Source organism: Paenarthrobacter sp. CAP02, assembly GCF_040137855.1.
Lineage (GTDB): Bacteria > Actinomycetota > Actinomycetes > Actinomycetales > Micrococcaceae > Arthrobacter.
In genome coordinates this window covers 365,034-391,008 of record NZ_JBEEII010000001.1, presented here as the reverse complement: position 1 = coordinate 391,008, position 25,975 = coordinate 365,034, and the positions used below count along the sequence as shown (strand labels likewise).

Here is a 25,975-nt window from a genome sequence, read left to right as displayed (position 1 = left end):
GAATGAACGAGCAATAGGAGAATGCCATGGAAACCCGCCGCATCACCGTACTTTCCGCCGGTCTGGGCGTCCCGTCGTCGAGCCGCCTGTTGGCTGACCAGTTGGCAGCGTCCACCGAGCGGCAGCTGCGTGCGGCCGGTTACGAGGCCAGGATCGACATCGTCGAACTGCGCGACCTTGCCGTGGACATCGCCAACAACTTCGTGACCGGTTACGCCGCGCCGCGCCTCGCTGAGGTGATTGCCGGCGTCGAGGATTCCGACGCCATCATCGCCGTCAGCCCCGTCTTCAGCGCCTCCTACAGCGGGTTGTTCAAGTCCTTCATCGACGTTCTCGATCCCAAATCCCTGGACGGCAAGGCTGTTCTGCTCGGCGCCACCGGTGGCACCGACCGCCACCAGTTGGTCCTTGACTACGCTATGCGCCCGCTCTTCAGCTACCTGCGGACCAGGATTGCTTCGACCGGCGTCTTCGCGGGGCCCCAGGACTGGGGGAACACCGACGACGGCGGCTCGCCCCTTTCGTCGCGGGTAGACCGGGCGGCGGGCGAGCTGGTGCAGTTGCTCAGCGGAGACCAGCCTCACCGCAAAAACGATGCGCTGGAATCACTCCCGTTCGAGCAGTTGCTGGCTGGAATTTCGGCTGGAAGGTAGCCCGACCAAGCGGCCGGGGCTGGCCGGGCCCGAACTATTCCGTTCCGCCGAACGTTGGGGCAGGCATGAAGTGTCCTGTGGATTCAATTGACCTGGTGATGAGCGAGCGGGGCGGCGTAGAGATCGACTATTGCCCGCAATGCAGGGGAGTGTGGCTGGACCGCGGGGAGCTGGACAAGATCATTGACCGCGTTTCGGCTGAGACCGGCCCGGCCCCGGCCCGATCGGCAGCAGCACCGCCCCAGCCCCCGATCGCCCCGCCGCCCCTGTACAACCCGTTCGAGTCCCGTCCCCAGCAGCCGCGCTACGACGATCGGGACAGGCGGGATTACGACCGCCGGGGCGACTACGACCGTCGCGACCAGCACGGCCGCAAGCGCAAGAAGAAGGAAGGCTTCCTCGGCGAGCTATTCGACTTCTAACGATTTCTAGTCGTCCAGGAGTTCGATAAACTCGCGCGCTTGCTTGATGGTGATATCAGAATGGCGCGTGAGTGCCACAGCTGCACCTTCGACGTCACCGCTCTTCGCCAGGGTCCGGATGCGGCCGTAAATCTCGTCGTTGAGCATGTTGCTGCTTACCTCGCGGGTCACGTCGCCCTTGCTGACGATTGCCCGGTACCTGTACGGGAAGCGCTCGGGCTCATCGTCGTCGTCGGCCAGCAGGTCCTTGGCGGGAACTTCAGGGGTAAACGGTTGCGGGTGGGCTGCCAGTGCGCCGACAGCATCACGTGAGGCCCGCAGTCCTTCACCAGTCGCCTGCAGGTACAGCTTGATGGCCGCCATTCCCTGTCCCCGGGCGATCAGTGAGTAGATCTGGCGATGCTGCTCCTGGTTGAGTTTGGCTGCGGACTCCTTGGCCAACTCCACCGGGTCCTTCGAAGCTGCTGCGCCACCTGCCTTCGTTTCGGCGGCGCGCTTGGTGAAGGACCGAATGAGCAGGAGTACGCCTGCGATGACCGCAATCAGGATCAGCAGCGGAATAAGGATGGAATCCATGGCGGTGTCAGAGCCGATCTACGTAGTTCTTGGCGGTAAGCAAATCTGAGTGCGTGGCCTGGCGTAGGACTTTGATGGCTTCGATCTTCTTGCCGCTGCGGACAAGGTTTTGCAATTCAAAAGCCAGTTGCGGGTTGAGTTCACCATTGGGAAGGACAGCGGGCTGCTGATTCGGACGCCCGGCCGGCTGGGACGGTCCGGTTTGGGCCTGGATGGGTGCCCGCTGCTGCGCTTGCCCATTGTGGCTGGCAGCGTTCTGGCTGGGCTTGGTGGACGCCTCTATGCGGGCGCGCAGCGCCAAGGCGGCCTGTGCCTGGGCGGCTTGGTGCGCGGCGGAGCGTGCGGCCAATTCGCGCTGATACCTTTCGGCGTCGGACACTCCTGTGTCGCGGGGTTTGAAGGCCGCAGTCAAGGCCCAGAGCAGGCCCACCGGGATCAGGAGTGGAAGGACAATCGTCAGCACGTCACCAAAGTTCATCCCCATGCCTAGAGCTTATGCCAGAAGTTGGTTATCCACAGCACATTCCGTTTCGGGCATAGGCTTCTGAGAGAGCTCTGTCAAATTCGACGAGCGACTGTAAGATGCATCACATTTTCGGCATGTTTAGCGACGCTTTGGTGCTTGATGGGCTCGATGCGGCCGATTGTCTGTGGATGATTTTGTGCCAAATCTTTCTTTAGTCCACAGCTGAATTCCGATGTTTCCGCAGGTCAGAGGCTGGTTTCCGCAGAAAGAATTTCTCTATCCACAGAGTAACCCACAGTCTGTGCACAACGTGGCGGTGCTATTCCACAGGTTATCCACAGGGGTGTTCCGGCACCTGCTGTAACGTGTCTGAAGTGTCCATTTTGGGCACGTTATTCACTGCCGGGATCCCCGGGGCCCGAAATCATGAACGATTGAAGCGCCTCTGCGGAGCTAGCTGTGGATAACTTGTGGATACGGAACGCTATTTTGTCGGACGTGCCTGACAGGGTCAGGAGCAATCGGCGGGATCCCTACCCGCATACAGCGCTTTACGGACCGCCGGGATTGCACACCTGCAGCGGTACACAAATGGAGGACGGCCTTGTCAGTTACGCACTTGGACTCAATCGAGGGCACACGCGCTTCAGACTCGAGCCGGAAACCTCCGCAGGACATCCCGGCTGAACAGTCCGTGCTGGGCGGCATGATGCTGTCCAAGGACGCGATCGCCGACGTCGTCGAAATCGTTCGCGGGCACGACTTCTACCGTCCGGCGCACGAGACCATCTACGAATCCATCATCGACCTCTACGGCCGCGGTGAACCTGCCGATGCCGTCACGGTCTCCGATGAGCTCACCAAGCGCGGCGAGATCAACAGGATCGGCGGTCCCGCCTACCTGCACGAGCTCATCCAGACTGTTCCCACCGCTGCCAATGCCGGCTACTACGCCGAGATCGTGGCAGAACGCGCCGTGCTCCGCCGCCTCGTCAATGCGGGCACCAAGATCGTCCAGATGGGTTACGGCCAGGACGGCGAGGTGGAGGACCTCGTCAACCAGGCCCAGGCCGAGGTCTATGCGGTTGCCGAAAAGCGCACCGCTGAGGATTACGTGGCGTTGAAGGACGTCATGGAATCCACCGTGGACGAGATCGAGGCCTCCGGCCATCGCGGCGAAGGCATGACCGGTGTTCCTACGGGATTCTACGAATTGGACGAACTGACCCACGGCCTGCACCCGGGCCAGATGATCGTTATCGCGGCACGCCCTGCCGTTGGTAAATCCACCTTCGCCCTTGACTTTGCCCGCTCGGCCGCCATCAAGAACAACCTGGCCACAGTAATGTTCTCGCTCGAAATGGGCCGGAACGAAATCGCCATGCGACTGCTTTCAGCGGAAGCCACCATTGGCCTGCAGGACCTCCGCAAGGGCACCATCAAGGACGAGCAGTGGTCCAAGATCGCCACCACCATGGGCCGGATGAACGACGCCCCGCTGTTCATCGATGACAGCCCCAACATGTCCCTCATGGAGATCCGGGCCAAATGCCGCCGCCTCAAGCAGCAGCACGACCTCAAGCTCGTGATCCTTGACTACCTTCAGCTCATGAGCTCGGGTAAGAAAGTGGAGTCACGCCAGCAGGAAGTTTCCGAGTTCTCCCGCGCGCTCAAGCTGCTGGCCAAGGAGCTGCAGGTTCCCGTTATTGCGCTCTCGCAGCTGAACCGTGGTTCCGAGCAGCGTCAGGACAAGCGCCCCATGGTGTCCGACCTCCGTGAATCAGGCTCCATCGAGCAGGACGCCGACATGGTCATCCTGTTGCACCGTGAAGACGTCTACGACAAAGAATCACCCAGGGCCGGCGAAGCTGACATCCTCATCGCCAAGCACCGTAACGGTCCTACCAAGGACATCGTTGTCGCTTTCCAAGGCCACTACTCACGCTTCGCCAACATGGCGGGCGACGCCGGTGGCGGCGGCGGGTTCTAGAACGGTTGCACTTCAATCGAGGACCGGCAACTGCCTGTCGGCTGGAGTCCGCCAAAGGCCAGGGCCTCACGCTTAGCGCAGGGCCCTGGCCTTCGAATCGGGTGCCTAGCAGCCTTCGAAGTCGCTCAAGACCTTTACTTTGGCGGCAGACCCGGATGACGGATCGAATGCGTAGCCGATCCACTCCTTGGCCAAGCGTCGTGCCAGCTCCACGCCCACCACTCGCTGGCCCATGGTGAGCACCTGGCAGTCGTTGGAGAGGATGGAGCGTTCCACCGAGAACGAATCGTGGGCCGCCGTGGCGCGGATCCCAGGAACCTTGTTGGCGGCAATGGCCACGCCGATACCCGTCCCGCAGAAGAGGATGGCCCGCTCTGCTTTGCCATCGCGGATCATCTCGCCTGCCGCAATGCCCACATACGGGTAGGGCCTGGTGAAGTCCTCGTCTGCCCTGTTGACACCGATATCGATCACTTCGGTGATCCGGGAGTCGGTCCGGAGGTCGGCCAGGATCCGTTCTTTGTACTCAACGCCGGCTTCGTCGGCGCCCACAATGATGCGCATGGAATTCTCCTAGTTATTTGCTGCAGCGGGTACGGGAACTGCGGTGAAATGGGGCCCGACGGCGGCAAACACCATGGCGAGCGACGTCGCCCCGGGGTCGGGTGTGCCGATGCTCTTTTCGGCAAGCGGCCGGGCGCGCCCCTTCAAAGGACGCAGTTCGGCGGTTGCCTTGGCTGCTGCGGTGGCATCGGCGGCAGCAGCGGACCAGGCCTCTTCCACTGCGGCGCCTGATCCAACGCGGTCCTCAAGCGCGGCAGCGAAGGGCAGCAGGGCGTCCATCATGGTCTTGTCGCCGATCTCAGCCTTGCCCAGGCTGGAGAGCCGCTCGGCAAAGGCGCGGACAGATTCGGCGAGGGCCGCCGGCGTCGGGGTTTCTGCGTCTCCGAGCCGCTGGCCCAAGGCCCGCAATCCGGCACCCCACAGGACGCCTGACGTGCCGCCTGCCTTATCGGCCCACGCGTCGCCGGCGGCAGCGAGCAGTGATCCGGCTCCGGCGCCGAGTTCGAAGGCTCCGCGTGCGGCGTCCAACGCTGCAGCCGACCCGCGCACCATGCCGCGACCATGGTCGCCGTCGCCGGCAATCGCATCCATGTCACCCAGCATCGATTCGGAATCGCGAAGCAGTGCCGCCGTCGTGTCCAGGGCCTGGAGGCAGTGGGCGGCGTAGGCGCGGGATTCGGCCGTGGAGGAGTAGTCAGCCTCCGCGACGTGGTCGGGATCGGCTTCGGTGTATACAGCGGAAGAGGCCTCGAAGCCAACCGCACCGCGGCGGTAGGCCGGCGTCAGTGCCGGAGCCGTCCAGTACTGCTCGAGCTCGTCATCCAACCAGGTGAGCGTCAGCGAGGCACCGGCCATGTCCAGGGACGTCACCAACTCGCCTACCTCCGGCATTACCAGGGTGTAACCGGCCTCGCGCAGCAGGGGAGCAACCGTCCGCCACAGGACGAAGAGTTCTTCGTGTTTGGTGGAGCCAAGGCCGTTGAGTATGACGGCCAGTCGCGTCGCACCGGATGCCGGAGTCTCCGCCAGCACGCGGCGGACCAGTTCCTGGCCTAGTTCGACGGCGGTCGGCAGCTCGGTATCGAACAGTCCAGGCTCGCCGTGGATGCCCAGGCCCAGGCCCATCTTCCCCTTGGGAAGGCGGAACAACGGCTGCTCGGCCCCCGGGAAGGTGCAACCGCTGAATGCCGTGCCGATGGTCCGCGTGGCATCGTTGGCCTTCCGTCCCACCCGGACAACGGAAGCAAGGTCCAAGCCGGCTTCGGCAGCGGCGCCCATGACTTTGAAGACCACGAAGTCACCGGCGATACCGCGTCGTTTTTCGATCTCGGCGGGGGAAGCGCTGGCAATATCGTCGGTGACCAGCACGTTCTCCGTCGCTATGCCCTCGGCGTTGAGCCGTTCGCTGGCCATGCCGAAGTTCATGACGTCCCCGGCGTAGTTGCCGTAGGTGAACACCACGCCGGCGCCGGAGTTTGCCGCCTTCGCCACGGAGTAAGCCTGCTGGGTGGAGGGTGAGGTGAAGATGTTGCCCACCACGGCACCGTCAGCGAATCCCGGCCCGATGATGCCTGCGAATGCCGGGTAGTGTCCTGAGCCGCCGCCGGTGACGACAGCCACTTTGGGCGTGGAAGGGCGGCTGCGGCGGACTGCGCCACCCTCCACCTGGCGGACGAGGTCCGAGTGGGCGTCACAGAAACCGGCGAGGGCTTCGTCAGCGAAGTCGGCGGGATCGTTGAAGATTCTGGTCATGGTGGGTCCTGGTTCTGGTTTCCGGCGGCCGGGGACTTAGTGGATGTGGCTGCCGCCGTTGATGTCGATGGTGGTGCCGGTGAGGTACGCAGAGTCCTCGGAGGACAGGAAAGTGATGACCGCGGCGACTTCCTCGGTGGTGGCATTCCGTCCCAGGGGGATGCCTGCATTGATGGCGGCTTCCTGTTCTTCGGTGCTGCCAACCCGGATGTTGGTGTCCACGGCACCGGGGGTGATGGCGTTGACTGTCACGCCGGTCTCGCCGATTTCCCGGGCAAGTGCCTTGGTGAAGCCGAGGATGGCGGCCTTTGCTGCAGAGTAGGGAACCTTGCCGAACACGCCTCCGCCACGCTGCGCTGAGACCGAGGACATGTTGACGATGCGGCCCCAGCCGTTGGCGATCATGTCCGGCAGGAAGGCTTTGGTGACCAGGTAGGTGCCCGTGGCGTTGACGTCCATGACCTTGTGCCACAGCTCAAGCGTGGTTTCCAGGAAGGGAACCGGTGAGGTGATGCCGGCGATGTTGGCCAGGGCCCCGACGGGCGGGAGGTTTCCGGCGGCAACCTCTGCGGCGACGGCGGCCTGGGCTGCGGTGACGGAGGCCTCGTTGGCGACGTCGATTTCGTAGCCGAACGCCGGAACGTTGAATTCGTTGGCGATCTCGGCGGCAACCTTGGCGGACTTCTCGCCGTCGAGGTCCAGGATGACGATGCCCCAGCCCTGGGTTGCGTAGCGGCGGGCAGTCGTCAGGCCGATGCCGCGATCGGAGGTTGCTCCGGTGAGGACGGCGGTGCGCTGGATGGTGGTCATGGTGCTCCTTGAATATGAGGTGACGCGGACTAGATGAGGTCTGTAATGAAGCTGGCTGCCTTGGCGGCCGCCGCCGGGCGTTCGTCATGGGTGACGTCCCGGGTTTCGAGTTCCAACGAGAAGTGGCCGGTGTAGCCAAAGTCCCGAAGCGCGGAAAGCCCCGCGGCGAAGTCTGCCTGGCCGTTGCCGATGCTGAGGTTGATGTTGCCGGGCTCGGTGTCTGTTGCCGGCACGGCGTCACGGAGGTGGACGTGTTTGATGCGCTCGCCGAAGCGGGACACAAAATCCACAGGGTTCCCGCCTGAGGCGACGATGTGGCTGAAGTCCATGACGATTCCCACGTCGGAACCGGCCAACCGGTCCGCGAGCAGTTGCGCGCGTTCGGTGTTCCAGCAGAGCCGGAAGTAGTGGAGGGACTCCGTCCAGAGTTCGACGCCGAACTCCGCCGCACGCTGCGAGGCGTGGATCAGTTCGGCGGCTACAAGCTCGATATCTTCAGTCAGGCCGCGCTTGGGCTCGTGGTCTATTGCCCCGCAGGGGAGGACCAGTGCCTTCGCCCCGGTCTTCGAGGCCAAAGCCAGCAACATCTCGAGGTGACGGTCCCGGCCTTCCCGGGCCCCGGCGTCGAGCGTTGCGTTCAGGTCCCCGACATCGCCGTTCACCGAACGGACGCTCATGCCTGATTGAAGAACGACGGCGGTAACTGCCTCGACTGCCCCGGCGTCCAGCACGTAGGGCACATGATCGCACACGCCAGGGAGGGCGCCGAGGTCGATCTCCTCGAAGCCTGCGTTGCGCATGGTGTGCAGGGCAGTGGCCAGCTCCTGGTGGCGGAAGCTGATGGACGAACAGCCCAGTCGTTGATGAAACATCGTCGTTGATCCTCTAAGTCGGGGCCTCATCGGTGAGACGCCTTAGTGATGTAAACCACGTTAAGGCCGTTGACTGTCAACAGTCAACCTTTAGAGTCGACTGTTGACATTACTGGTGTCGTGGGTCACAGTTGACGTATTATGTTGACTGTCGACAGTGGGGTAGCCGAAGAAGCGCCGCACTCTTGAAAGGGAAAGACACTATGAGCAACGAAGCTCTGACCATGCGTGGTCCGGTTCATGGAACCAAGGAAGCAAAGCGCGTCGCCGTCGGATCCGGCGTCGGCGCAGTCATCGAAACCTATGACTTCATCGGTTTCGGCACCGCGGCCGCCCTGTATTTCGGTACGGCATTCTTCCCGGGCGCCGACCCGGTGACCGGCACCCTAGCCTCCTTCGCGACCCTCGGCGTCGGCTTCGCTGCCCGTCCCCTGGGCGGTATTATCGGTGGTCATCTCGGCGACAAGCTGGGCCGCAAACCTGTGCTGGTGGCGTCCCTGGTCCTCATGGGCCTGGCTACCTTTGCCATAGGCCTGCTGCCCACCTACCAGCAGGTGGGCCTGTTGGCGCCAGCGCTGTTGGTACTGGTCCGTGTGATCCAAGGTCTGGCTTTCGGCGCTGAATGGGGTGGAGCCATCCTGATGAGCTACGAACACGCACCGTGGCGCAAGAAGGGCCAGTTCACGGGCATCGTGCAGGCTGGCTTCCCCGTGGGGCTGCTCCTGGCCAATCTGGTGTTCCTGAGCAGTGTGGGCCTCGGCTCCGAGTGGGCCTGGCGTGTTCCGTTCCTTGCCAGCATCGTCCTGGTGGCAGTCGGCCTGATCATCCGTTCCAAGGTTCCGGAGTCCCCGGTGTTCGAGGACGTCAAGTCCAAGGGTGACATCGTGAAGTCCCCCATTGTCGAGGTCATCAGGACCGATTGGCGCAACATCGTCCGGGGCATCGGCCTGCGCATCGCAGAAACCGCCGGATACGCAGTGTCTGTGACATACATGATCTCCTATCTCCACACCAACAAGCTGGCAGACAAGACCGAAACGCTGGTGGCCCTCTGCATCGCGGCAGGCATAGGCATCTTCGCAACCTACTACTGGGGCAAGCTCACCGACAAAGTAGGCCGCCGACCCGTCTACATCTGGTCCACAGCGTTCGCGGTTGTCTTTGGCATCCCCATGTTCATGCTGGTGAACACCGGATTGTTCCTCCTGATCATCGCCACCATCGTGGTGGCCTACGCAGTGTGCCAGAACTCCCTGGCCGGCGCCCAGGGCGCGTGGTTCCCGGAGCTCTTCCAGGCCAAGACCCGCTCATCCGGGGCGTCGCTGTCCTACCAGATCTCGGCCATGGTGTCCGGCTTCACGCCCTTCATCACCACCTTGCTGTTCGTCAGCATGGGGTGGATGGGGCCGGCCCTGCTCTTCAGCGCCTACGCAGCCATCGGCCTGTGGGCAGCGCTTTCCACGAGGGAAACCTGGGGCAAGCGTGAGCGGAAGCTCGCCGAAGAAGCCGCCAGCAAAACTCCCCAGACCATAAACGCCTAAAGCAGCCCTCGACGTCGGGCGTCACCCCAGCGGTACACGCCCGGCTCCGAAAGGAATTCCACGTGACACTCTCATCAGTCGAAGCGGCCACCCCGTCCGCTCCCGCCCGCGAACGCGTTGACCGCCTCCGTGCCGCCGCCTACCGAATCCGGCACCACGCCCTGAACATGGGCGAGGTCCAAGGTCAGGGGTACGTTGGCCAGGCGCTTGGAGCGGCAGACATGCTCGCCGCCGTCTACGCCGACCAGCTCAACTACCGCGCCGAGGACCCGCACTGGGCTGACCGCGACCGTTTCCTGCTCTCCACCGGGCACTACGCGATCGGGCACTACGCAGCCCTCGCCGAGGCCGGAATCGTGCCCGTGGCCGAGCTCGAAACGTACGGCTCCGATGACTCCCGCCTGCCGATGTCCGGCATGTCCACCTACACTCCGGGCATGGAAATTTCCGGCGGATCGCTCGGCCACGGCCTCACGATCGCCGTCGGCATGGCGTTGGGGCTGCGTCTTCAGGGCTCCGCATCCCGTGTCATCAACTTCCTTTCCGATGGTGAACTTGACGAGGGCTCCACGTGGGAAGCCGCTATGGGTGCGCACCACCACCAGCTTGGAAACCTGACCGCCATGGTGGATATCAACGCCCTGCAGGCCGATGGTGCAACCAACACGGTGCTGCGCACCGAACCGGTCACCGAGAAATGGGAATCGTTCGGCTGGTACACCCAGCGCGTTGACGGGAACGACGTCGGTGCGTTGCTGGCGGCGTTCGACAACATCGCCTCGGTCTCCGGTGCGGTCGGGCGACCTTCCGTGATCCTCTGCGACACCAAGGTGGGGCGGGGCGTCCCGCTCCTGGAAACCCGCGAAAAGGCGCATTTCATGCGCATCGAAGAAAACGAATGGCAGATCTGCCGCGACCAGTTGACCGCAGGATACGAAGGGACGGCTTCAGCATGAGCACAGTTACGACGGCGGCGGGCGCGGTTTCAGTGGGGAAGCCGAAGCTCAAAACCTCGGCCATGATCGCGTCCTTTGCTGACCCGGGGCAGAAGACCACATCCGCTCCTTTCGGGCACGCGCTCGTTGCCGCGGCCGAGGCCAACCCTGCGATAGTCGGGTTGACCGCGGACCTCGGCAAATATACCGATATGCACATCTTCGCCAAGGCGTTCCCGGAGCGGTTCTTCCAGATGGGCATGGCCGAGCAGCTCCTCTTTGGCGCGGCCGCGGGCATGGCCGAAACCGGACTGATCCCGTTCGCCTCCACCTACTCGGTTTTCGCCGCCCGACGCGCCTACGACTTCCTTTGCCTGGACATCGCCGAACCGAACCTGAACGTCAACATCATCGGCGGTCTGCCCGGGCTCACCACGGGCTATGGTCCCAGCCACCAGGCCACCGAGGACATGGCGATCTTCCGCGGCATGCCCAACCTGACCATCGTGGACCCCTGCGATTCCGTGGACATCGAGCAGGCCGTCCCGCAGCTTGCCGCCTCCGATGGGCCCACGTACCTCCGCTTGCTGCGTGGCAACGTGCCAACGGTCCTGGACGAGTACGACTACACCTTTGAGCTGGGCAAGGCCAAGGTCCTGCGCGGTGGCAACGATGTGGTGTTCGTGTCTTCCGGACTCATGACGATGCGGGCACTCCAGGCTGCGGATGCCTTGGCAGCCCACAACGTGGACGTCGCCGTGGTTCACACGCCAACCATCAAACCCTTCGACGCCGCCACCGTGCTGGCAGAACTGAACACGGACCGTCTTGCCGTCACGCTGGAGAACCACACGGTTGTTGGCGGTCTGTTCGAAACCGTTGCATCCGCTGTCGTCACCGCCGGTCTCGGGAAGCGTGTGGTGCCCATCGGCCTTCCGGACCAGTTCCTCGACGCCGGCGCGCTGCCTACGCTGCACGAACGGTACGGCCTGTCCTTGGACCGGATTGTGGCCAAGGTGCTGGCGGAACTCGGCTGAGTTTCTTTGGGAATGCGGGACGGCCATAACTGCCCGTCCCGCACTCCTGCCCGTAGTATCGACAGTTAACACCGGACTGTCAGCAGTCGCCCATAGAACCGAGGACACACCATGGCCACCGCATCCCTGCTGGGACTTGAGAAGAAGAGCCTGCGCGAACAGGCGCTCGCAGCACTGCGGACCGCCATCACGAGTGGTGAACTCGAACCCGGGCGGCACCTCGTCGAAACCGAGCTGTCGGAGATGCTCCAGATCAGCCGCGGCACGCTCCGGGAAGCCCTGCGCCAGCTGGAACAGGAAGGCCTGATTTCGGCCGGGGCGCGCGGCCGGATGTCCGTCCGGCACCTGGACGTCAAGGAAATCCGGGACATCTTCGCCGTCCGCGGCGTCCTGGAATCGCTGGCTGCCCGGACCTTGAGCGACATGCCGGACAAGGAGGCCGCGCTGGCAGAGTTGCGTGCCGCCGTCGACACCATGGAAAAGGCCGCCAAATCGTCCTTGGAGGAGCAGATCGAAGCCGACCTTGAATTCCACCGCACCCTCTGCCGCTTGTCCGGAAACGAGACGCTGCTGCACCAATGGGAATCGCTGGAAGGGTCGATCCGAATGTCCATCATGTTCGCCGGACTGGAACGCGCCACCCGGAACATGAGCGTCGGGCGGCATCACGACATTGTCGCCGCCATTGAGACCGGGAATGCGGCCAAGGCGCGCGAGACGATCATCGCGCACATGGATGGCGCGGCCGAGAATTTGGTCGGCTGAGCTCTAGCGCGTTCCTAACCCGCTTTGCCGTTGTTGGGCAACGACGTAGGAGCGGGGCAGCGACGGGCTTAGGCGCCGGCTGCCTTCAAAAGGTGATCCGGCAGGCGGTTTCCCGGTGCGCGGCCACGGATTTCCAGCAGTTCGCGGGCGTGCGCGTGCAACTTCTTGTCCTCGTCAGTCACCGGTTCCCAGGCCGGGATGGGCACGGCCGTCCCGGTCTCGTCCCGGGCCACCATCACCGTGAGGCAGTACGTGGTCAGGTTCATTTCGCGGGTCTTCGGATCACCGGAACGGACGTGGACGGCGACGTGCATGCCCTTGGCACCGGTGTAGACAAGTCGCGCTTCGACCTCCACGACATGACCGATCAGCAGAGGCCTGTAGAAGCGAACGCCGCCTGAGAACACGGCCACAGTATCTTTGCCGCAGTATCGGGAGGCGCACACGTAGGCGGCTTCGTCGATCCACTTCATGACGATGCCGCCGTGGACCTTGCCGCCCCAGTTCACATCAGTGGGGGACGCCATGAACCGCAGGGTGACGCGCTCGGCTGTCCCGGCGTCGGTATATTCCTGCGCGTTCATCGCGTTGACGATCTGCTCACGGACCTCGATGCGCGCCAGCGCGTGATCGCGCTGCTCAATTTCCGCAGGCGTGGACGGCTCAAACTGCGGGACCGGGATCGGCTTGCCGTCCGGACCCACGGCTACGAAGATCACCATGCATTGGCTGTGCATCGTCTCCGGGCCGCCCTTGGGGTCGCGCGAGCTGACCACGGTGTGGATGTGCATGGAGGAGCGCCCTGTGTAAACAATCGTGGAAGTCACTTCCACCATGTCGCCGCTGTTCACCGGATCCGTGAAGTGGATGTTGCCCACATAGGCCGTGACGCAGTAGGACTTGGCCCACCCAACCGCCGCGGCGTACGCCGCTTTGTCCACCCACTCGAGGACGGTGCCGGCGTCGACGGACCCGCTGTGCCCGACGTCGGTGGGTGCCGCAAGGAAGCGGAGGGTCACGGAATTGCCGGCAGCGTCGCTCATGCTGGAAGTTTACTGTTGGCAGGTTTCTGTTACGTGACTAAGTCAGCGCCGGACGTCTCGGCGGGCAGACGCTTCACTGCCCACGCTGGATGCCGCGGGTGGCAATGAGGTCTTCGTGCAATTCGAACCAGGCGCGGTGGAAGGAATCGCGATTGGTGGCGGTAATCCATGTGGGGTCCCTTGCTGCCTGTTGGAGTGCGTGTAGCAAGCGCCCCGAGTAGCCCCCAAAACGAGGCAGCACTTCAATTAGCCGGGCTTCGAGAGGGCGCCACGCTGTCACGGCCTCCGCCAGGAGGTGCATGGCATCGGCGCTGCTCGATGCCTGAAGCTGGATGGCACCGCACGCGCTGACGACTCTCGTGTTGGATTCCGCGAAATCGTCGTGCACAGCCAGCACCAGGCTTCGCGCACCCGTCCGGTCCAGCTCATCAGCGAGAAGCTGTTCATTCTCGACCCTGCCGGCACCCGACAACAACCAACCACTGAACCCAGCGAAAGTGCTGCGCGAAACGAAACCGTTCACTCCGGCGTCGATGAGCTGGGCCTCCACCAGGCCAGCGTCTTGGGCGAAGCGGGCCGCTACGGCCTCCGTATTAGCGAACCCAAGGGGGCGAACGGCGTGCAGGGTCAGCATCATCATCAGGCGTCCATCAGGGTGACGGTTCCCCGCGCTCCGTCCACGGCTATCGCGCCACCGTCAGTGAGCAATGCCAGCGCGTCACGCACGCCCAGCACGGCAGGAATGCCAAACTCCCGGGCGACGATCGCGGCGTGCGACAACATTCCGCCGGTCTCCGTGACCACCGCCGATGCCAGCCCGAAGAGCGGCGTCCACGCAGGGTCCGTGGTGCGGCAGACCAGGACCTCGCCTGCCTGGAAAAGGCCGAACTCGTCGGATCCGTGAATGAGCCGGGCACTTCCCCGGGCGGTCCCGGCGCAAGCAGCAGTTCCTGCCAGGACGGTCAACGAGCGCTCCTTGCAGTTGTGTGCGGGCGGTCTGCTAGCCGGTCCAGCCGCTGCTGCGCCGCCTGCGCGGAGCGGAGCCCGAGGCTGTCCGCGATGTGCTGCCACGTCAGGCCTTCCGCTCTGGCAAGGAACAATAGCGCGGATTCGACGGCGTCCATCTCGCCCCGCGCGGCGGACACCAACGCGAGGGCCGCGCGGAGGTCCAGGGCATCAGGTTCAGGAGCGGCGTCTGTGCGCCGGGAACGCCACAGAACGTGCTGAATGAGGTCCGTCGCGGAGGGTGGCTGGTCTTTATGAAGCCATGGACGGGCGGGGAGATCCGAACCGCCCCTGTCCAGAAGCAGCCGAGTTGCTCGCATTTGAAGGTCAGCCGCCTCGGCGTCACTGGGGTGGGTCATTGCTCCAGCCTCGAACATCAACAATCTGTTGTCAACATCATGTTGATGCCCCCGAGGCGACATGTTTCCGTCGCAAGTTGCGGTCTAAATGAGAATCAATATCATTTAAGCCATGCCAGATCACTCAACCCCCATGCCCCCCGTCCGCCCCACCCGCCGGCGCCGTGTGCACGCGCAGCCGATTGCCGCCGTCGGACTTTCAGCCCTGTTGCTGACCGCTTGCGCAGCCCCCGGCGGCTCCGCCGGCAACGCCGTGGAGGCGTCGCCTTCAGCTGCCTCGGAAACGAGCCCGAAGGAGGCGGGTGCACCGACGCCGCGGCTCGTCTATACTCACGACGCAGGCATTGGAGTCCTCGATCCCACCTCCCTTGAGCAGGTGGGAAGTGCGGAAATGTCCGGATTCAACCGGCTCAATCCTGCCGGGGACGGCCGACACGTTTTTGTCTCCACAGGCGACGCTTTCCGGCTGTTCGACGCAGGGGCCTGGACCGAGCCGCATGGCGATCACAGCCATCATTATGTGGCAGACCCCAAGCTGACCGAGCTGGCCTTTGAGGCGGATAAGGCCGGCCACGTGGTGTTGCACGCAGGCAAGACCGTGCTCTTCAATGACGGCTCGGGCAAGGTGGAAGGCTTCGAAACATCGGCCCTGGCCGCCGCGGTGGAGGATGGGAAACTGCCGACGACGGACACCTACGTGACGCCGGAGGCGCACCATGGGGTGGCTGTTGAGCTGGAGGACGGCAAGCTGCTGGTGACCCTCGGCAACGAGGAAAGCCGCTCCGGAATCGCAGTGCTCTCAGCTGGCAAGGGGCAGGAGCGGACGGAAGTCGTGCGCAACGAGGACTGCCCTGGTGTTCATGGCGAGGCCGTCGCCGCAGGTGAAGCCGTTGTGGTGGGGTGCGAAAACGGGATGCTGATCTACAAGGACGGCGCGATCACCAAGGTCGCCAGCCCCGATGCCTACGGTCGGATGGGAAATCAGGCAGGCTCGGAAAAATCCCCGGTGATCCTGGGCGATTACAAGGTGGACAAGGCCGCAAAACCTGAACGGCCCACCCGGGTCTCGCTGGTCAATACCGAAACCGCCACCATGCAGCTCGTCGACATCGGCACCAGCTACTCCTTCCGCTCACTCGGCCGCGGCCCGGCGGGCGAAGCGCTGGTACTCGGCACGGATGGCGGGCTGCGGGTCATTGACCCGCTCTCCGGCGCCGTCACATCCTCCATCCCCGTCGTGGCCGCATGGGAAGAGCCGGCAACATGGCAGGACCCGCGCCCGACGCTCTTCGTTCAAGGTTCGACGGCGTTCGTCACCGAACCTGCCTCGCAGTCACTTCACGCTGTGGACCTGAAGTCCGGCAAGGTGACCAAATCGGCGAAGCTCCACCACGTCCCGAACGAGCTAACCGGCATCACGGGCTAGGACCCTCTCTCACGACCCGCCACTTAGACACCTAACGCTCTCTCACGACCCGCCACTTAAACACCTAACGCTCTCTCACTTTCTTTGGGGAAGTGAGAGAGCGTCTGGGGGAATGGGGTGTTTCGTGAGAGAGCGTCCGGGGCTTATGCGAGGACGCGGAGCTTCGATCCCTGTCGGCCGAAGAGGGCGGCGTCGGCCGAGATCCGGCCCGCGCCCGCGAGTGCGAGTGCCAAGGCGGCGCCGGCGAAGAGCAGCACCAGTTCGTACCCGCCGTTGGCGACAAAGATGCCGGCCGGGGCGTGTACCAGGAACAGTGCACCGAGCATGTCGACGGCCAGGAGGGCGGCGAAGACGCGTGTCAGGAAGCCGATGATCAGCGCGATGCCGCCGACGAGCTCGAGGGTCGCGACGATCGGGGCGACTGCGGAAGCACCCGGAACGCCCATTTGTGCGAAGGATGCCTGAGTACCGGCGATGGTGAATTCGTTGAACTTCTGCCAACCGTGCGCGGCGAAGAGGAATCCTGCAATAACGCGCAGGATGGTCAGGGCTGTGGTGGTCAAGCTGGACTTGTTCATGTGTTCAACACTTCCGAAGATAAGTTGAAGTGTCAACTAATCGTGGCCGAATGTGACAAAGGCCGCGAACTAGGAATCCTGCCGTACCCGGCGCTTCCGTGGCGGCTTCTGCAGCCACGGTTGAAGCAAACGGGTAGTGATTGGCAGGAAAATATAGGTCATCAGCGGGGTCAGGATGACGATGTTAAGCAGTACCGCGAACACCAAAGGCCAATGTTGGGTGACCGGGTGCAGCAGGAAATTCGCCAGCAGGCTGAGCGGAAAGAACGGCAGGAAGATGCTGATGGCCTGCTTCCAGCGGGGTGGCGCAACGGTCTCGGGGACCACCACCGAAACATCGCCCGGCCGGGAAAACCAGCCCTCGATTCCCGTGTGCCGTTCCACCCGGGTTGTCTCCATCATGTCCCTGGCGCTGTCTATCCACCAGCGACGCTCCTCGGAATCCTCCCAAGCCTGCAGCGCGCCGGCATCCGCGAAGCGGTACAGCATGTGCCACTCATTCGAGTCCTCGCCGTTCCGCACCCACCCGGATCCGAGGTAGCCTGGCCATTCGCGTGCCAATTCCTGGCCGGCGTGCGCCCACGCATTCGCCTGCCGGGTATAGCCGGGAAGGATAGTGCGGGCCACGGAAACTGTGACGGGATGCTCGTTGGACACGGCCTCAAATGTACCCGCCACACGGCCCACTAGGCTGGTTTAGTGCCTGAGACCACAACCACCACACCCCGCTCCAACGCCCGCGAGATCCTGCGCCTGGCTGTTCCCGCCTTTGGCGCGCTGATCGCCGAGCCCCTGTTCCTCCTGGCCGACTCCGCGATCGTGGGACATTTGGGGGTCGACCAGCTGGCTGGCGTCGGGCTCGCGTCCACTGTTTTGCACACTGCAGTGGGTCTCATGGTCTTCCTGGCCTACTCGACGACGCCGGCAGTCGCCCGGGCGATCGGCGACGGCAAGCTGGGGAAGGCTTTGGCAGCAGGGCGCGACGGCGTTTGGCTGGCGCTGCTGCTCGGTTTGGCGCTCGCGGTGGTCGGTTTTGTTGCCGCCGAGCCCCTGGTGGGCTTCATGGGTGCCACCGGGGATGTGCGCGCATTCGCCGTCGACTACCTGCGGTGGTCCATGCCCGGCTTGGCCGCCATGCTCCTGATCTTTGCCGGGACAGGCGTTCTCCGCGGGCTCCAGGACACCCGCACGCCTTTGCTGGTAGCAACGGCGGGGTTTGCGCTGAACATCGCCCTCAACTGGTTCCTGGTCTATGGGTTGAACCTGTCCGTTGCGGGGTCGGCGATCGGCACCAGCATCGCCCAGTGGGCCATGGCCGCCGTCTATCTGGTGATGGTCGGCCGGAACGCGCGGCGACACGGCGTTTCCCTGCGACCCGACTGGCACGGAATCAGGGCCATGACCAGGGTCGGCTCCTGGCTCATGCTGCGAACGCTCAGCTTGCGGCTCGCCATCCTCGCGACAGTTCTTGTTGTCACCGCCCAGGGGGCCGTCAACCTGGCCGCGCACCAATTGGCCATGACGATCTTTTCCTTCCTTGCTTTTGCCCTCGATGCCCTGGCAATTGCCGCGCAGGCCCTGATTGGCAAGGAACTCGGCGCCGGGAACGCCGGCCGGGTCCGGGAGTTGACGCGCACCATGGTCCGCTGGGGGCTCGGATTCGGCGTGATCACGGGGGTCTTGCTCGCTGTGGCGGCCCCTTGGGCGGGTTATCTTTTCACCTCCGATGCCGGGGTGCGCTCCGCTTTGACTGTTGCGCTTTGGGTACTGGCGCTCGGGCAGCCGTTGGCCGGATATGTGTTCGTTCTCGACGGGGTCCTTATCGGTGCCGGTGACGCGCGCTATCTGGCGATTGCCGGCGTCGTAAATCTGGCCGTCTACTTGCCGCTCCTGTACGTCATCCACCAAGTAAGGCCCGACGGCGAGGCGGGGCTGCTGTGGCTGTGGGCCGCCTTTGCGCTGGGCTACATGCTGGCCCGTGGAGTGACGTTGGGATTGCGGGCGCGGACTGATCGCTGGATGGTGTTGGGTTCGCACTAAACTGGATGGGTGACTCTTCCAAAAACTCCCGCCAAGACTCCCTCTGACGCTGCGGCGGGGCTCTGGAAACCCGTGCTGATCCGTGCCACGGTTGCGCTGGTCTTCGGGGCCGTCACGATCTTCTGGGCTTCGCCTTCTGTGCAGGTCCTTGCCTGGGCCGTGGGGTTGTACCTGCTGGGTACTGCAGCGGCCCTGTGGATGTCGCGGGCCCTGCCGATTGCCGTGCCCGTGGTTGTCGCTGCTGGCGGTGCGGCTGCATTGGCCACCCAGTCGGATGCGGGCGTCGCTTTGTCGGCCATGCTGGCGTTGCTGGTTATGGGCCTGCTTGAGCTGGTCCACGGTTTCCGTAAGCGGGATGTTGTGGCCCGCGACTGGCTCTTTTCGGGCATTATTTCCGTCGGCACCGCTGCGCTGTTGCCGTTCTTCACCGCCTTGGGTGCCCACGCGTTGCTTGGTGTGGCCGGGGGCGGCGCCATCCTTTCGGGAGTGCTGTGGATGCTCTCCGGTTTGACCCTGAGGCACGACGCCCGGACGGCTAACCCTGGGGCTGCGACGGCCTCTGCGCCGGGAGCTTCGCCGGAGGCCGTAAACTAGTAGCTGGACGTTCTACTCGTTGTAGAACTTTTGCAGACCGGCGGGACACCCACCGCCACCATTGGAGGAATGACCGTGGCAGACCAGACACCAGGAGAACCGCGCAAGATGCGGACCTCGGTCAAGGGACCCCTCATGTTCTCCGCGTTCTTCGCAGTGCTGGCCTTCGTTGCCGTACTCATCTTCGCTTCGGGCGGCAGCGCACGGGCGCCCCGGTTCGATCTCGCCTTCACCGGCGCCGGCATCGCGTTCATCGTGAGCCTGGTTGTCGCGGCCATGCTGTCCATGAGCCATAAAGAGAACGCCGACTATCTCGGCAAGGGTTCCGGCGTGAACCTCAGTTCCAAACGGGGCCACGGTGCGTCCGATGTCCCCAGCTCGCCCGATGACACGGAAACGCCCGACGCCGGACGCTAAGTTTCAAACGCTTCCCCACCGAGGTGGGGGAGCGTTTTTGTTGCGCGCACGATCCCCCTGGCAGGCTGGATCTGCGCCCGCCCTGACATCCTGGTTCCGCAAGGCATTTTCTTGAAGGACCACCGGGAGTAGGGTGAGCCGCACGGCAACCGGCCGGATGACGTTTCTTGGGGGAACTGATGGCTTCATGGCGGGAAACCGCAGATCAGACAGCGCAGGATGATGTGGATTGCCTGCTCAGTGCTGCCCTTCCATTTGCCGTTCGCTGTCTCTCTGCCTACGGAGAGCTGTATCCGTTCGCGGCAGCGATAAAGGAAGACGGCGACCAGGTGTACCTTGCCACGGAAGCAATGTTGGCCGATCAGCACCTACCGGCCACGTCCGTGATCGCGGAGTGCTACGACGCTCTCGCCGCGCAGCGGGAGGACCTACGGGCCGCCGTCGTTGTTTCAGACGTCCGGCTTGCCGGGCTGGGCGGTGACGCCATGCATTTTGCCTTGGAACACTCGGCTGGCTTTGCGCTGGGCCTGGTTCAGCCATACCTCCTGGTTCCAGGCAGGGACGTTAGCCTTGGACGAATGTCTTTGGTGGCAGGGGACCGCGTCACTTGGCCGGAGAATGCAGCTTAGCCCAGCAGCGTGTCCGCGAGGTCATTCGTGGGGGGTGTCCGGCGTTTCCGATGCTTCCGATTCTTCTGACGGAGCCTTTCGTGGCTTGGTAACCACCACCATCACGATGGAGCTGCCGAGCAGGCCAAGAGCCCACCAGGGGAACCCGGGGTCCAGCGCCTGGCTGGGAACCGTTTGCGCGGAGTCACCCGAAGGGGGGTCGATGCGCTGTCCGCGGACCAGTAGGCGGTGGCTGTTGATGCCCTTGGGCGTGCACGTGACCAAGGTGATCAAGTCCTTGCCGGGGACCTTTCGGAGTGCGTCGGTGTCCTCCGGGAGCACTTTCAGGATTTGATCGACTTTGTAGTAGATGGTTTCTCCGAGCACGGTCACAGAGAAGACGTCGCCTTCCACAACTTTGTCCAAATTGTCGAAAAGCGTGGCGTTGACGAAGCCGGAGTGGGCGGTGAGGACACTATGCGTGTCAGGTCCGCCTACCGGGAGCCCGGACCCGAAGAGGTGTCCGGCGCCCTTGGACAGGGTTTCGTCATCGGTGTCGTGGAAGATGGGCAGGTCTGCGTGGATGGAGGGAATGCTGATGCGTCCCATCATGCCTTCGGGGCCGACGTCGAGCAGTTTCTTATACGCCTCGGAGCCTGCGCCAACAACTGTCTGCTCGCCGTTTTCATTCAGCGAGTAGGGATCACGGAGTGGTCCTGAAGGCAGTTCCTTGTTGAACTGTCGTGCCTCATCCAGAAGGGCTTCCTGCGCGGACGGCGACAGGCTTTCAACGGTTTTCACGTACCCGCTGATCTCCGTGGCGTGGACGCGGTCCGAGAACCAGGCGGCAGCAGTGGGATACAGAAGGATCCCGATGCCCAGGATCGCGGCCACAACGATGAGGATTCGCTGTGTGCTCCACGTGTCGCGGAGGGTCCGCCGCGCCCGCGGCTTGGAGGTTTGAGGCTTTGACATGAAGATCCTGGGGAGGGTTGTGCTCTGGGGAAGCAAAGTGGGGAAGAGCGCTTAACCGGCGTTCTTCCCCACTTTGGTGTTCAGGCTGGGGACCCACGGTCCTCAGTTGCTAGCTGTTATTGGTGCTCCGGCGTGAACGAACCAGCAGGAGAGCCGCGCCGACGACAAGGAGTGCGCCAGCGGCATACAGGACACCGGTACCGACGCCACCGGTCAGCGGCAGCTGGAAGCCGCCGTTGGACGGGATGTTCTTGACCTGCAGGTCAACGCCGACGGCGGTGGAAGCCTGGTTGATCAGGAAGGAGATCGGCTCAGCGAGCAGTTCGTAGCCTGCCGGGGCGGTGGTTTCAACCAGGTAGTAGGTCCGGTAATCGGCGGAGCCCGGAGCTACAGCAGCGCCGTTGGCCCAGTCCGAGTAACGCAGGCCGGTCAGGGTCAGGGTGCCGTCAGCGGCCACGGTGAACGTGGTCTTGCCGCCGAGGTTGATGGGGTTGGTGCCTGCCTTGGCGTCAGCCTGGTTGGCGTACACCGAGAAGGAAGCGCCGGACAGGGCTGCACCGTTCTGGTCAACCTTCTGGAGAGTCAGGGCGCCCCACTTGGTGACAACCGGGGGAGTGACGATGGGGCCGCCGGGCTGGCCCGGGGTTCCTGTGAAGCTACCCGCGTTGGGGTAGACCACAGCGACGTTTTCGATTTCACCGATGGTGTTGACGGTGGTGTTGACAACAACCTGAACGCTGGTGGTGTTGTGGGCCGCGAGGATCAGGCGGCCTGCGGGGGTGAACACAACCGAGACGGTGTTGGTGGCAGCGTCGAAAGCAACGGTGTAATCGGTCCCGTTGGTGATGACGGTTCCGTCAACCAGAGTGGCGGTAGCGCCGACGTAGGTCAGTTTGGAATCAAGCTTATCCGTGACCTTGTAACCATCGATGACGGCCTCGTTGGGGATGTCACCTGTGATGGTGAAGTTGACCTGGTCGCCGAACTTGACCGCGGGGGCATCGGTGACGGTCTTCTGTGCACCGGTCACGGAGTTTTTCGGGTAGACGTTGACGTCGTAGATCCAGTTGTTCTTGTTGTTCGGGTCCGTCAACGGCACGGAAACCAAGAACGGAGCTGACGGCGTTACGCCGGCAGGGTAGTTGGTTTCAGTGACGAGGTAGAGGCCCAGCGGCAGGGTGCCGAATGCCGCGGTTCCCGCGGCGTCGGTGGTCTTGGCCTGAGCCGTGCCCAGGGTGTACCCGGCGCTGGTGATGGAGCCCGTGGGGTTGGACGGGGTGAAGGAACTGCTCAGGTTGTTTGCTTTGTCCCAGCCAGCGTTGGTGGAGAGGTCGATGGTGTTGACCTGCTGGATGGTGAACTGGATTCCTGCCAACGGCTTGAGGCCGGTGGTGTCAACAGCCGTGCCATTGTTGGGGAGTCCGGTGGGCGTGGAAGGGCGCTCAAACTTGTGGACGGTGATTGAGCCGGTCTTGGTGTTGTCAACCAGTGGTGCCGCCGTTGCGGGAGCCACGGAGAAGGACATTGCCAACACCGCCCCGGCAATGGTGGCGGCGGCGGTCTTCCAAAGACGCCGGGAGCTGTGATTACTCACTTTTTCCTCTTTCTTGTGATGGTGCGATGCTCGGGAGCGAACATTCCGGGGTGGTGGCCACGCCTATCTGCGGCGGGCCGTGATTGAAGTCATGCTGAGTTGTGGATTCGGGTGCGGCGCAGGTTCCGGTAAGCCAGGGCGACGGCGACCAGAAGCAGGGACGCTCCGCCCGCAGTGAAGGGCCACCACCCAATCCCTCCTGATTCCGGCAGTTTCAGGGCCGGCACGTCCCGGACGGTTACCAGGTAGATGCCGTTGGCGTCGGTATCGCTCGCTGTAACGACACCGGATCCGCTGCCTTGGCCCAGCGTCACGGAACCGTTGGCAGCCACCGTGAACTGCACGGCCTCCGCCAGCAGGCTGAATCCCTTCGGGGCAGCTGTTTCTTCCAGCCAATAGACGCCTGGGTCGATGCCTTCGAGTTGGAACTGCCCGGTCTGGGCCGCGATGGGTGACACCGTGTAGCTGTTGATGACGGTGCCGGGAGCCCCGGCCGCGTCATTGAGGATGGCCCACGTGGAACCAGACATCGGCACCCACGTTCCAGCGGATGACTCGCCGACTTTCTCGATGAGGATCTTGGCTGGGGTGTGGTGCGTGGTGGAGCACTCAGGTGCCAAGGGGGTGCTGCCAGTGGCGCATCGGACCGGGGTGACGCTGCCTGACCCGGTGGCGAAGTTGACCAGCTGAGAGCTCCAGGCATCCTGCTTGACGGTCACCTTGTAGGTGAGAGTGGCGACCTGCCCGGCAGGAAGCGTGAACGGTTGTGTCGTCAGGGTGGTCGAAGGCGCTACCGGGTTTGCTACCGGCACCGGGGCGGCCGTACCGATGGTCAGGACAGCGGAGCCGGGAACAAAGGTTGCCTGGTCCAGGACATCGGCCAGGTTATCGGTGAGGACGACGTTGTTGATCTGCCCGCGGTTGCTGGTGGCGGTCACGGTGTACGTGATCGTGTCGCCGGGCTTCACGGACGGGTTGTCGGAGGTGGTTCCGTTGACGGTGGCCGTCTTCGCGATGGTCCACTGCGGATCTACCGGAGTGGTCACGGTCGCTGAACAACCCACGCCGGGTGAAGGCGGGCAGGCGGTGTCGACTGTGGGAACGTTGGTGGTGGAACCCGGAACGGGGTTGGGGCCGCCGCCTGGCATGTTCGGCACGGCTGTGGTCGCGGCCGGAACAATCGTGGCTGTGTTGGAAATGGTTCCCGTTGTGCCGGGTGCCACGGTTCCCTTGACGGTGTATGTCAGGGTTCCGCCGATGTTGATCCGAACCGTGCCGGAGACGCTGCCGGTGCCGTTGGGCGCATTGCAGGCTGTGGGACCGGCCGGCGGCAGGTTCGAGGTTCCTGCTGCCGTCACGGCACAAGTCCACGTAGCACCGGTTATGGAAGCGGGCAGGGGATCAGTGAACACGGCGTTGACCGCATCGCTGGGCCCGTTGTTGTGGACTGCAACCGTGTAGGTAATGGGCTGCCCTGGGATGTAAGCGGTGATGTTGGCGGTCTTGGTGATGGACAGGTCAACCACGGGAAGAACAGTCAGGGGCGCGGTTCCTGGGGAGTACAGCCCCGTGATGGTGGGGAAGTTGTTGGTGCAGTTGGGAACGGCGGAGCCGTTGTTGGCCACGCATCCGGAGTTGTTGTAAACGCCGGGGGTGTTGCTGGTGACCGTCACCGTAATGGTGCAGGAAGCGCTGCCCTGAGTCAGGTTTCCGGTCACATCGACGGTGCGGCCCGAGACGGTTCCGGCTGTGCGCACACAGGTGCCACCGAGCGAGCCAACAGCCGTCAGGCCGGTGGGGAGCGTGTCAACGAAGTGCCAGCCGTTCTTGGCCATCAAGTCGCTGGTGTTGGTCACCGTGTAGGTCAAGGTGGTGTTTTGACCTTGGTACATGCTCGTCGGGTTGAACGCCTTGTCCAGTTGCGGCGTGACGTCAACCAATTGCGGGAGATCGAAGCCGACGTCGTTGCCGTTGCCATTGGCGGTCAGGTTCCGCACCCGGATGCCCAGGGTGGGCGTGGTGCCGGTGACCGGTACCTGGATCGCCCCGGACTGGAGCTTCGCGATGCTGAAATCAGTTGCGTTGATGGTGATGGTCTGGCGGCTGGGGTCCAGGCACGGGTCCAAGTTGGTGCCTACCACCGTGGCCACGCCGTTGACCAGGATGGAGAACTCCTGGCGGGCGTGGTTCGAGAAGCAATTTGTTTCGCCGAAGATGCCGGAGACCGCGTAGAAATGACCGGCGATGGTAGGGATGCTGTTCTTGGTTGTTTGAAGCTGCAGACCTGCGGTTTGGATGCCAGTGGTGCTGTTCGTGTACTCGCTGAGGATCTGGTTCTGGGCAGCCTGGGCGTCGGTCATGCCCTGGTACTTGCCCATGGCGAAGGCCATGTTGCCCAAGATAGTGAAGGCGCTGTTACGCGCGCACTGGTCGTTCGTCAGGATGTTCAGGAGGCCGCCGTTGGTTGGCACGGGCGTACCTTGCCGCAGGATCCAGCCGTTACACGCCTGTGCCCCCGGAAGCCATGCCGCATCTGCCGTGTATTGCTCGTTACCCGCGGCAGTCCCGCCGGCATAGGAACCGAGGGGGATGGGGGCTGCGGCAGCGTTCTGGTTGGAAAAGTCTTCGCTGTAGATGAGGCTGCCCGGTTGGGTGACCCCGGGCGAGCCAGGAGCTGCCGACGCGGGCACGGACGGGTTGACCACTCCGTACGCTGTCATCCCTACAAGAACGAGAAGCAGGCAGGCCAGGAAGCCAAGCACCGCATGCGCAGTCTCGCCACCCCACCTGCCCCGAACGCGAGCATGTGTGTGCTCCGATTGCTTCCGCATACGATTCCTTTTCCCTGGCACCCTCGCCGGGCAAGCTTTTGGGAGCCGCCCGAATTTTCTTTCTGAGGGGTAGGTAGGGCGGGGTAGGGAATCGTGATGCTGTAATAAATGTGACCTCGGTC

General features: G+C 63.6%; 27 protein-coding genes. 12 read left to right on the top strand and 15 right to left on the bottom strand.

The window, feature by feature from the left end; translation table 11 throughout:
• Nucleotides 1-26: 26 nt before the first annotated feature.
• Together ABHM97_RS01990 and ABHM97_RS01985 are read left to right on the top strand one after the other, a co-directional pair.
• Nucleotides 27-653, top strand: a complete 627-nt coding sequence (locus ABHM97_RS01990; RefSeq protein WP_349469391.1) for an FMN reductase — start codon at nt 27-29, stop codon at nt 651-653.
• A gap of 77 nt (nt 654-730) precedes the next feature.
• Nucleotides 731-1,075: a TFIIB-type zinc ribbon-containing protein gene (locus ABHM97_RS01985; protein ID WP_235518204.1), complete on the top strand. Its 345-nt coding sequence runs from the start codon at nt 731-733 to the stop codon at nt 1,073-1,075.
• A 6-nt stretch (nt 1,076-1,081) separates the two neighbouring features.
• On the opposite strand, the gene ABHM97_RS01980 is transcribed toward ABHM97_RS01985, so the two are convergent.
• Both ABHM97_RS01980 and ABHM97_RS01975 read right to left on the bottom strand, forming a co-directional pair.
• A complete protein-coding gene (locus ABHM97_RS01980; protein ID WP_235518205.1) occupies nt 1,082-1,651 on the bottom strand; it encodes a hypothetical protein in 570 nt (189 codons plus the stop codon).
• Between the two features lie 7 nt (nt 1,652-1,658).
• Nucleotides 1,659-2,129 (bottom strand): hypothetical protein, encoded by a 471-nt coding sequence (locus ABHM97_RS01975; RefSeq protein ID WP_349469533.1) that lies wholly within the window; start codon nt 2,127-2,129, stop codon nt 1,659-1,661.
• A gap of 592 nt (nt 2,130-2,721) precedes the next feature.
• On the opposite strand from ABHM97_RS01975, the gene dnaB reads away from it, so the two are divergent.
• Nucleotides 2,722-4,107 carry a replicative DNA helicase gene (gene dnaB / locus ABHM97_RS01970; RefSeq protein WP_235518206.1) on the top strand — a complete coding sequence of 462 codons (1,386 nt, stop codon included), beginning with the start codon at nt 2,722-2,724 and terminating at the stop codon, nt 4,105-4,107.
• 105 nt (nt 4,108-4,212) lie between these two features.
• Here dnaB and ABHM97_RS01965 read toward each other — a convergent pair whose 3' ends face one another.
• Genes ABHM97_RS01965 through ABHM97_RS01950 form a run of 4 tightly spaced genes read right to left on the bottom strand, consistent with a single transcriptional unit; the run spans nt 4,213 to nt 8,105 of the window.
• The gene (locus tag ABHM97_RS01965) at nt 4,213-4,671 is read right to left on the bottom strand and encodes a ribose-5-phosphate isomerase (RefSeq protein WP_349469390.1); all 459 of its coding nucleotides are present in this window, start codon (nt 4,669-4,671) and stop codon (nt 4,213-4,215) included.
• A 9-nt stretch (nt 4,672-4,680) separates the two neighbouring features.
• Nucleotides 4,681-6,423, bottom strand: coding sequence for a dihydroxyacetone kinase family protein (locus tag ABHM97_RS01960; RefSeq protein ID WP_349469389.1), 1,743 nt, complete (start codon nt 6,421-6,423; stop codon nt 4,681-4,683).
• Nucleotides 6,424-6,459: 36 nt separating this feature from the next.
• Nucleotides 6,460-7,233, bottom strand: coding sequence for an SDR family NAD(P)-dependent oxidoreductase (locus tag ABHM97_RS01955; protein WP_235518214.1), 774 nt, complete (start codon nt 7,231-7,233; stop codon nt 6,460-6,462).
• A gap of 29 nt (nt 7,234-7,262) precedes the next feature.
• Nucleotides 7,263-8,105, bottom strand: coding sequence for a sugar phosphate isomerase/epimerase family protein (locus ABHM97_RS01950; protein ID WP_349469388.1), 843 nt, complete (start codon nt 8,103-8,105; stop codon nt 7,263-7,265).
• Nucleotides 8,106-8,308: 203 nt separating this feature from the next.
• Here ABHM97_RS01950 and ABHM97_RS01945 point away from each other — a divergent pair, with 203 nt between their 5' ends.
• The 4 genes from ABHM97_RS01945 (at nt 8,309) to ABHM97_RS01930 (ending at nt 12,383) form a co-directional block, all read left to right on the top strand.
• Nucleotides 8,309-9,646, top strand: a complete 1,338-nt coding sequence (locus ABHM97_RS01945) for an MFS transporter (RefSeq protein ID WP_349469387.1) — start codon at nt 8,309-8,311, stop codon at nt 9,644-9,646.
• Nucleotides 9,647-9,708: 62 nt separating this feature from the next.
• Nucleotides 9,709-10,602 carry a transketolase gene (locus ABHM97_RS01940; RefSeq protein ID WP_349469386.1) on the top strand — a complete coding sequence of 298 codons (894 nt, stop codon included), beginning with the start codon at nt 9,709-9,711 and terminating at the stop codon, nt 10,600-10,602.
• Nucleotides 10,599-11,618: a transketolase family protein gene (locus ABHM97_RS01935; RefSeq protein ID WP_349469385.1), complete on the top strand. Its 1,020-nt coding sequence runs from the start codon at nt 10,599-10,601 to the stop codon at nt 11,616-11,618. Before ABHM97_RS01940 ends, ABHM97_RS01935 begins: the two co-directional genes overlap by 4 nt.
• 111 nt (nt 11,619-11,729) lie before the next feature.
• Nucleotides 11,730-12,383, top strand: coding sequence for a GntR family transcriptional regulator (locus ABHM97_RS01930; RefSeq protein WP_349469383.1), 654 nt, complete (start codon nt 11,730-11,732; stop codon nt 12,381-12,383).
• 68 nt (nt 12,384-12,451) lie between these two features.
• On the opposite strand, the gene ABHM97_RS01925 is transcribed toward ABHM97_RS01930, so the two are convergent.
• From ABHM97_RS01925 to ABHM97_RS01910, 4 genes are all read right to left on the bottom strand, one after another.
• Entirely contained in the window at nt 12,452-13,426 is a 975-nt protein-coding gene (locus tag ABHM97_RS01925; RefSeq protein WP_349469382.1) for an acyl-CoA thioesterase, read from the bottom strand.
• 73 nt (nt 13,427-13,499) lie between these two features.
• On the bottom strand, nt 13,500-14,066 hold the full coding sequence (locus tag ABHM97_RS01920) for a hypothetical protein (RefSeq protein ID WP_349469381.1): 567 nt from the start codon (nt 14,064-14,066) through the stop codon (nt 13,500-13,502).
• Complete coding sequence (locus tag ABHM97_RS01915; protein WP_235518228.1) at nt 14,066-14,392, bottom strand: PEP-utilizing enzyme; 327 nt, start codon at nt 14,390-14,392, stop codon at nt 14,066-14,068. Before ABHM97_RS01915 ends, ABHM97_RS01920 begins: the two co-directional genes overlap by 1 nt.
• The gene (locus tag ABHM97_RS01910; protein WP_235518229.1) at nt 14,389-14,790 is read right to left on the bottom strand and encodes a hypothetical protein; all 402 of its coding nucleotides are present in this window, start codon (nt 14,788-14,790) and stop codon (nt 14,389-14,391) included. The genes ABHM97_RS01915 and ABHM97_RS01910 overlap by 4 nt, the downstream gene beginning before the upstream one ends.
• A 112-nt stretch (nt 14,791-14,902) precedes the next feature.
• Between ABHM97_RS01910 and aztD the strand changes: the two genes are divergently transcribed.
• Nucleotides 14,903-16,216 carry a zinc metallochaperone AztD gene (aztD, locus tag ABHM97_RS01905; protein ID WP_235518230.1) on the top strand — a complete coding sequence of 438 codons (1,314 nt, stop codon included), beginning with the start codon at nt 14,903-14,905 and terminating at the stop codon, nt 16,214-16,216.
• Nucleotides 16,217-16,359: 143 nt separating this feature from the next.
• Here the strand turns inward: aztD and ABHM97_RS01900 are convergent, their stop codons facing one another.
• Entirely contained in the window at nt 16,360-16,794 is a 435-nt protein-coding gene (locus tag ABHM97_RS01900) for a DoxX family protein (RefSeq protein WP_349469380.1), read from the bottom strand.
• A 69-nt stretch (nt 16,795-16,863) separates the two neighbouring features.
• Complete coding sequence (locus ABHM97_RS01895; protein WP_349469379.1) at nt 16,864-17,451, bottom strand: antibiotic biosynthesis monooxygenase; 588 nt, start codon at nt 17,449-17,451, stop codon at nt 16,864-16,866.
• A gap of 42 nt (nt 17,452-17,493) precedes the next feature.
• Between ABHM97_RS01895 and ABHM97_RS01890 the strand changes: the two genes are divergently transcribed.
• The 4 genes from ABHM97_RS01890 (at nt 17,494) to ABHM97_RS01875 (ending at nt 20,474) form a co-directional block, all read left to right on the top strand.
• A complete protein-coding gene (locus tag ABHM97_RS01890; RefSeq protein WP_235518234.1) occupies nt 17,494-18,834 on the top strand; it encodes an MATE family efflux transporter in 1,341 nt (446 codons plus the stop codon).
• A 9-nt stretch (nt 18,835-18,843) separates the two neighbouring features.
• Nucleotides 18,844-19,428, top strand: a complete 585-nt coding sequence (locus ABHM97_RS01885) for a DUF308 domain-containing protein (protein WP_349469378.1) — start codon at nt 18,844-18,846, stop codon at nt 19,426-19,428.
• Nucleotides 19,429-19,497: 69 nt separating this feature from the next.
• A complete protein-coding gene (locus ABHM97_RS01880; RefSeq protein ID WP_235518236.1) occupies nt 19,498-19,845 on the top strand; it encodes a hypothetical protein in 348 nt (115 codons plus the stop codon).
• Nucleotides 19,846-20,024: 179 nt separating this feature from the next.
• Nucleotides 20,025-20,474, top strand: coding sequence for a hypothetical protein (locus ABHM97_RS01875; protein ID WP_235518238.1), 450 nt, complete (start codon nt 20,025-20,027; stop codon nt 20,472-20,474).
• A 21-nt stretch (nt 20,475-20,495) separates the two neighbouring features.
• Here ABHM97_RS01875 and ABHM97_RS01870 read toward each other — a convergent pair whose 3' ends face one another.
• The 3 genes from ABHM97_RS01870 to ABHM97_RS01860 all read right to left on the bottom strand — a co-directional run bounded on the left by ABHM97_RS01870 (nt 20,496) and on the right by ABHM97_RS01860 (nt 25,742).
• Complete coding sequence (locus ABHM97_RS01870) at nt 20,496-21,428, bottom strand: class C sortase (RefSeq protein ID WP_349469377.1); 933 nt, start codon at nt 21,426-21,428, stop codon at nt 20,496-20,498.
• Between the two features lie 109 nt (nt 21,429-21,537).
• Complete coding sequence (locus ABHM97_RS01865) at nt 21,538-23,022, bottom strand: SpaH/EbpB family LPXTG-anchored major pilin (RefSeq protein ID WP_284987371.1); 1,485 nt, start codon at nt 23,020-23,022, stop codon at nt 21,538-21,540.
• A gap of 89 nt (nt 23,023-23,111) precedes the next feature.
• Entirely contained in the window at nt 23,112-25,742 is a 2,631-nt protein-coding gene (locus ABHM97_RS01860; RefSeq protein ID WP_349469376.1) for a DUF7927 domain-containing protein, read from the bottom strand.
• Nucleotides 25,743-25,975: the final 233 nt, after the last annotated feature.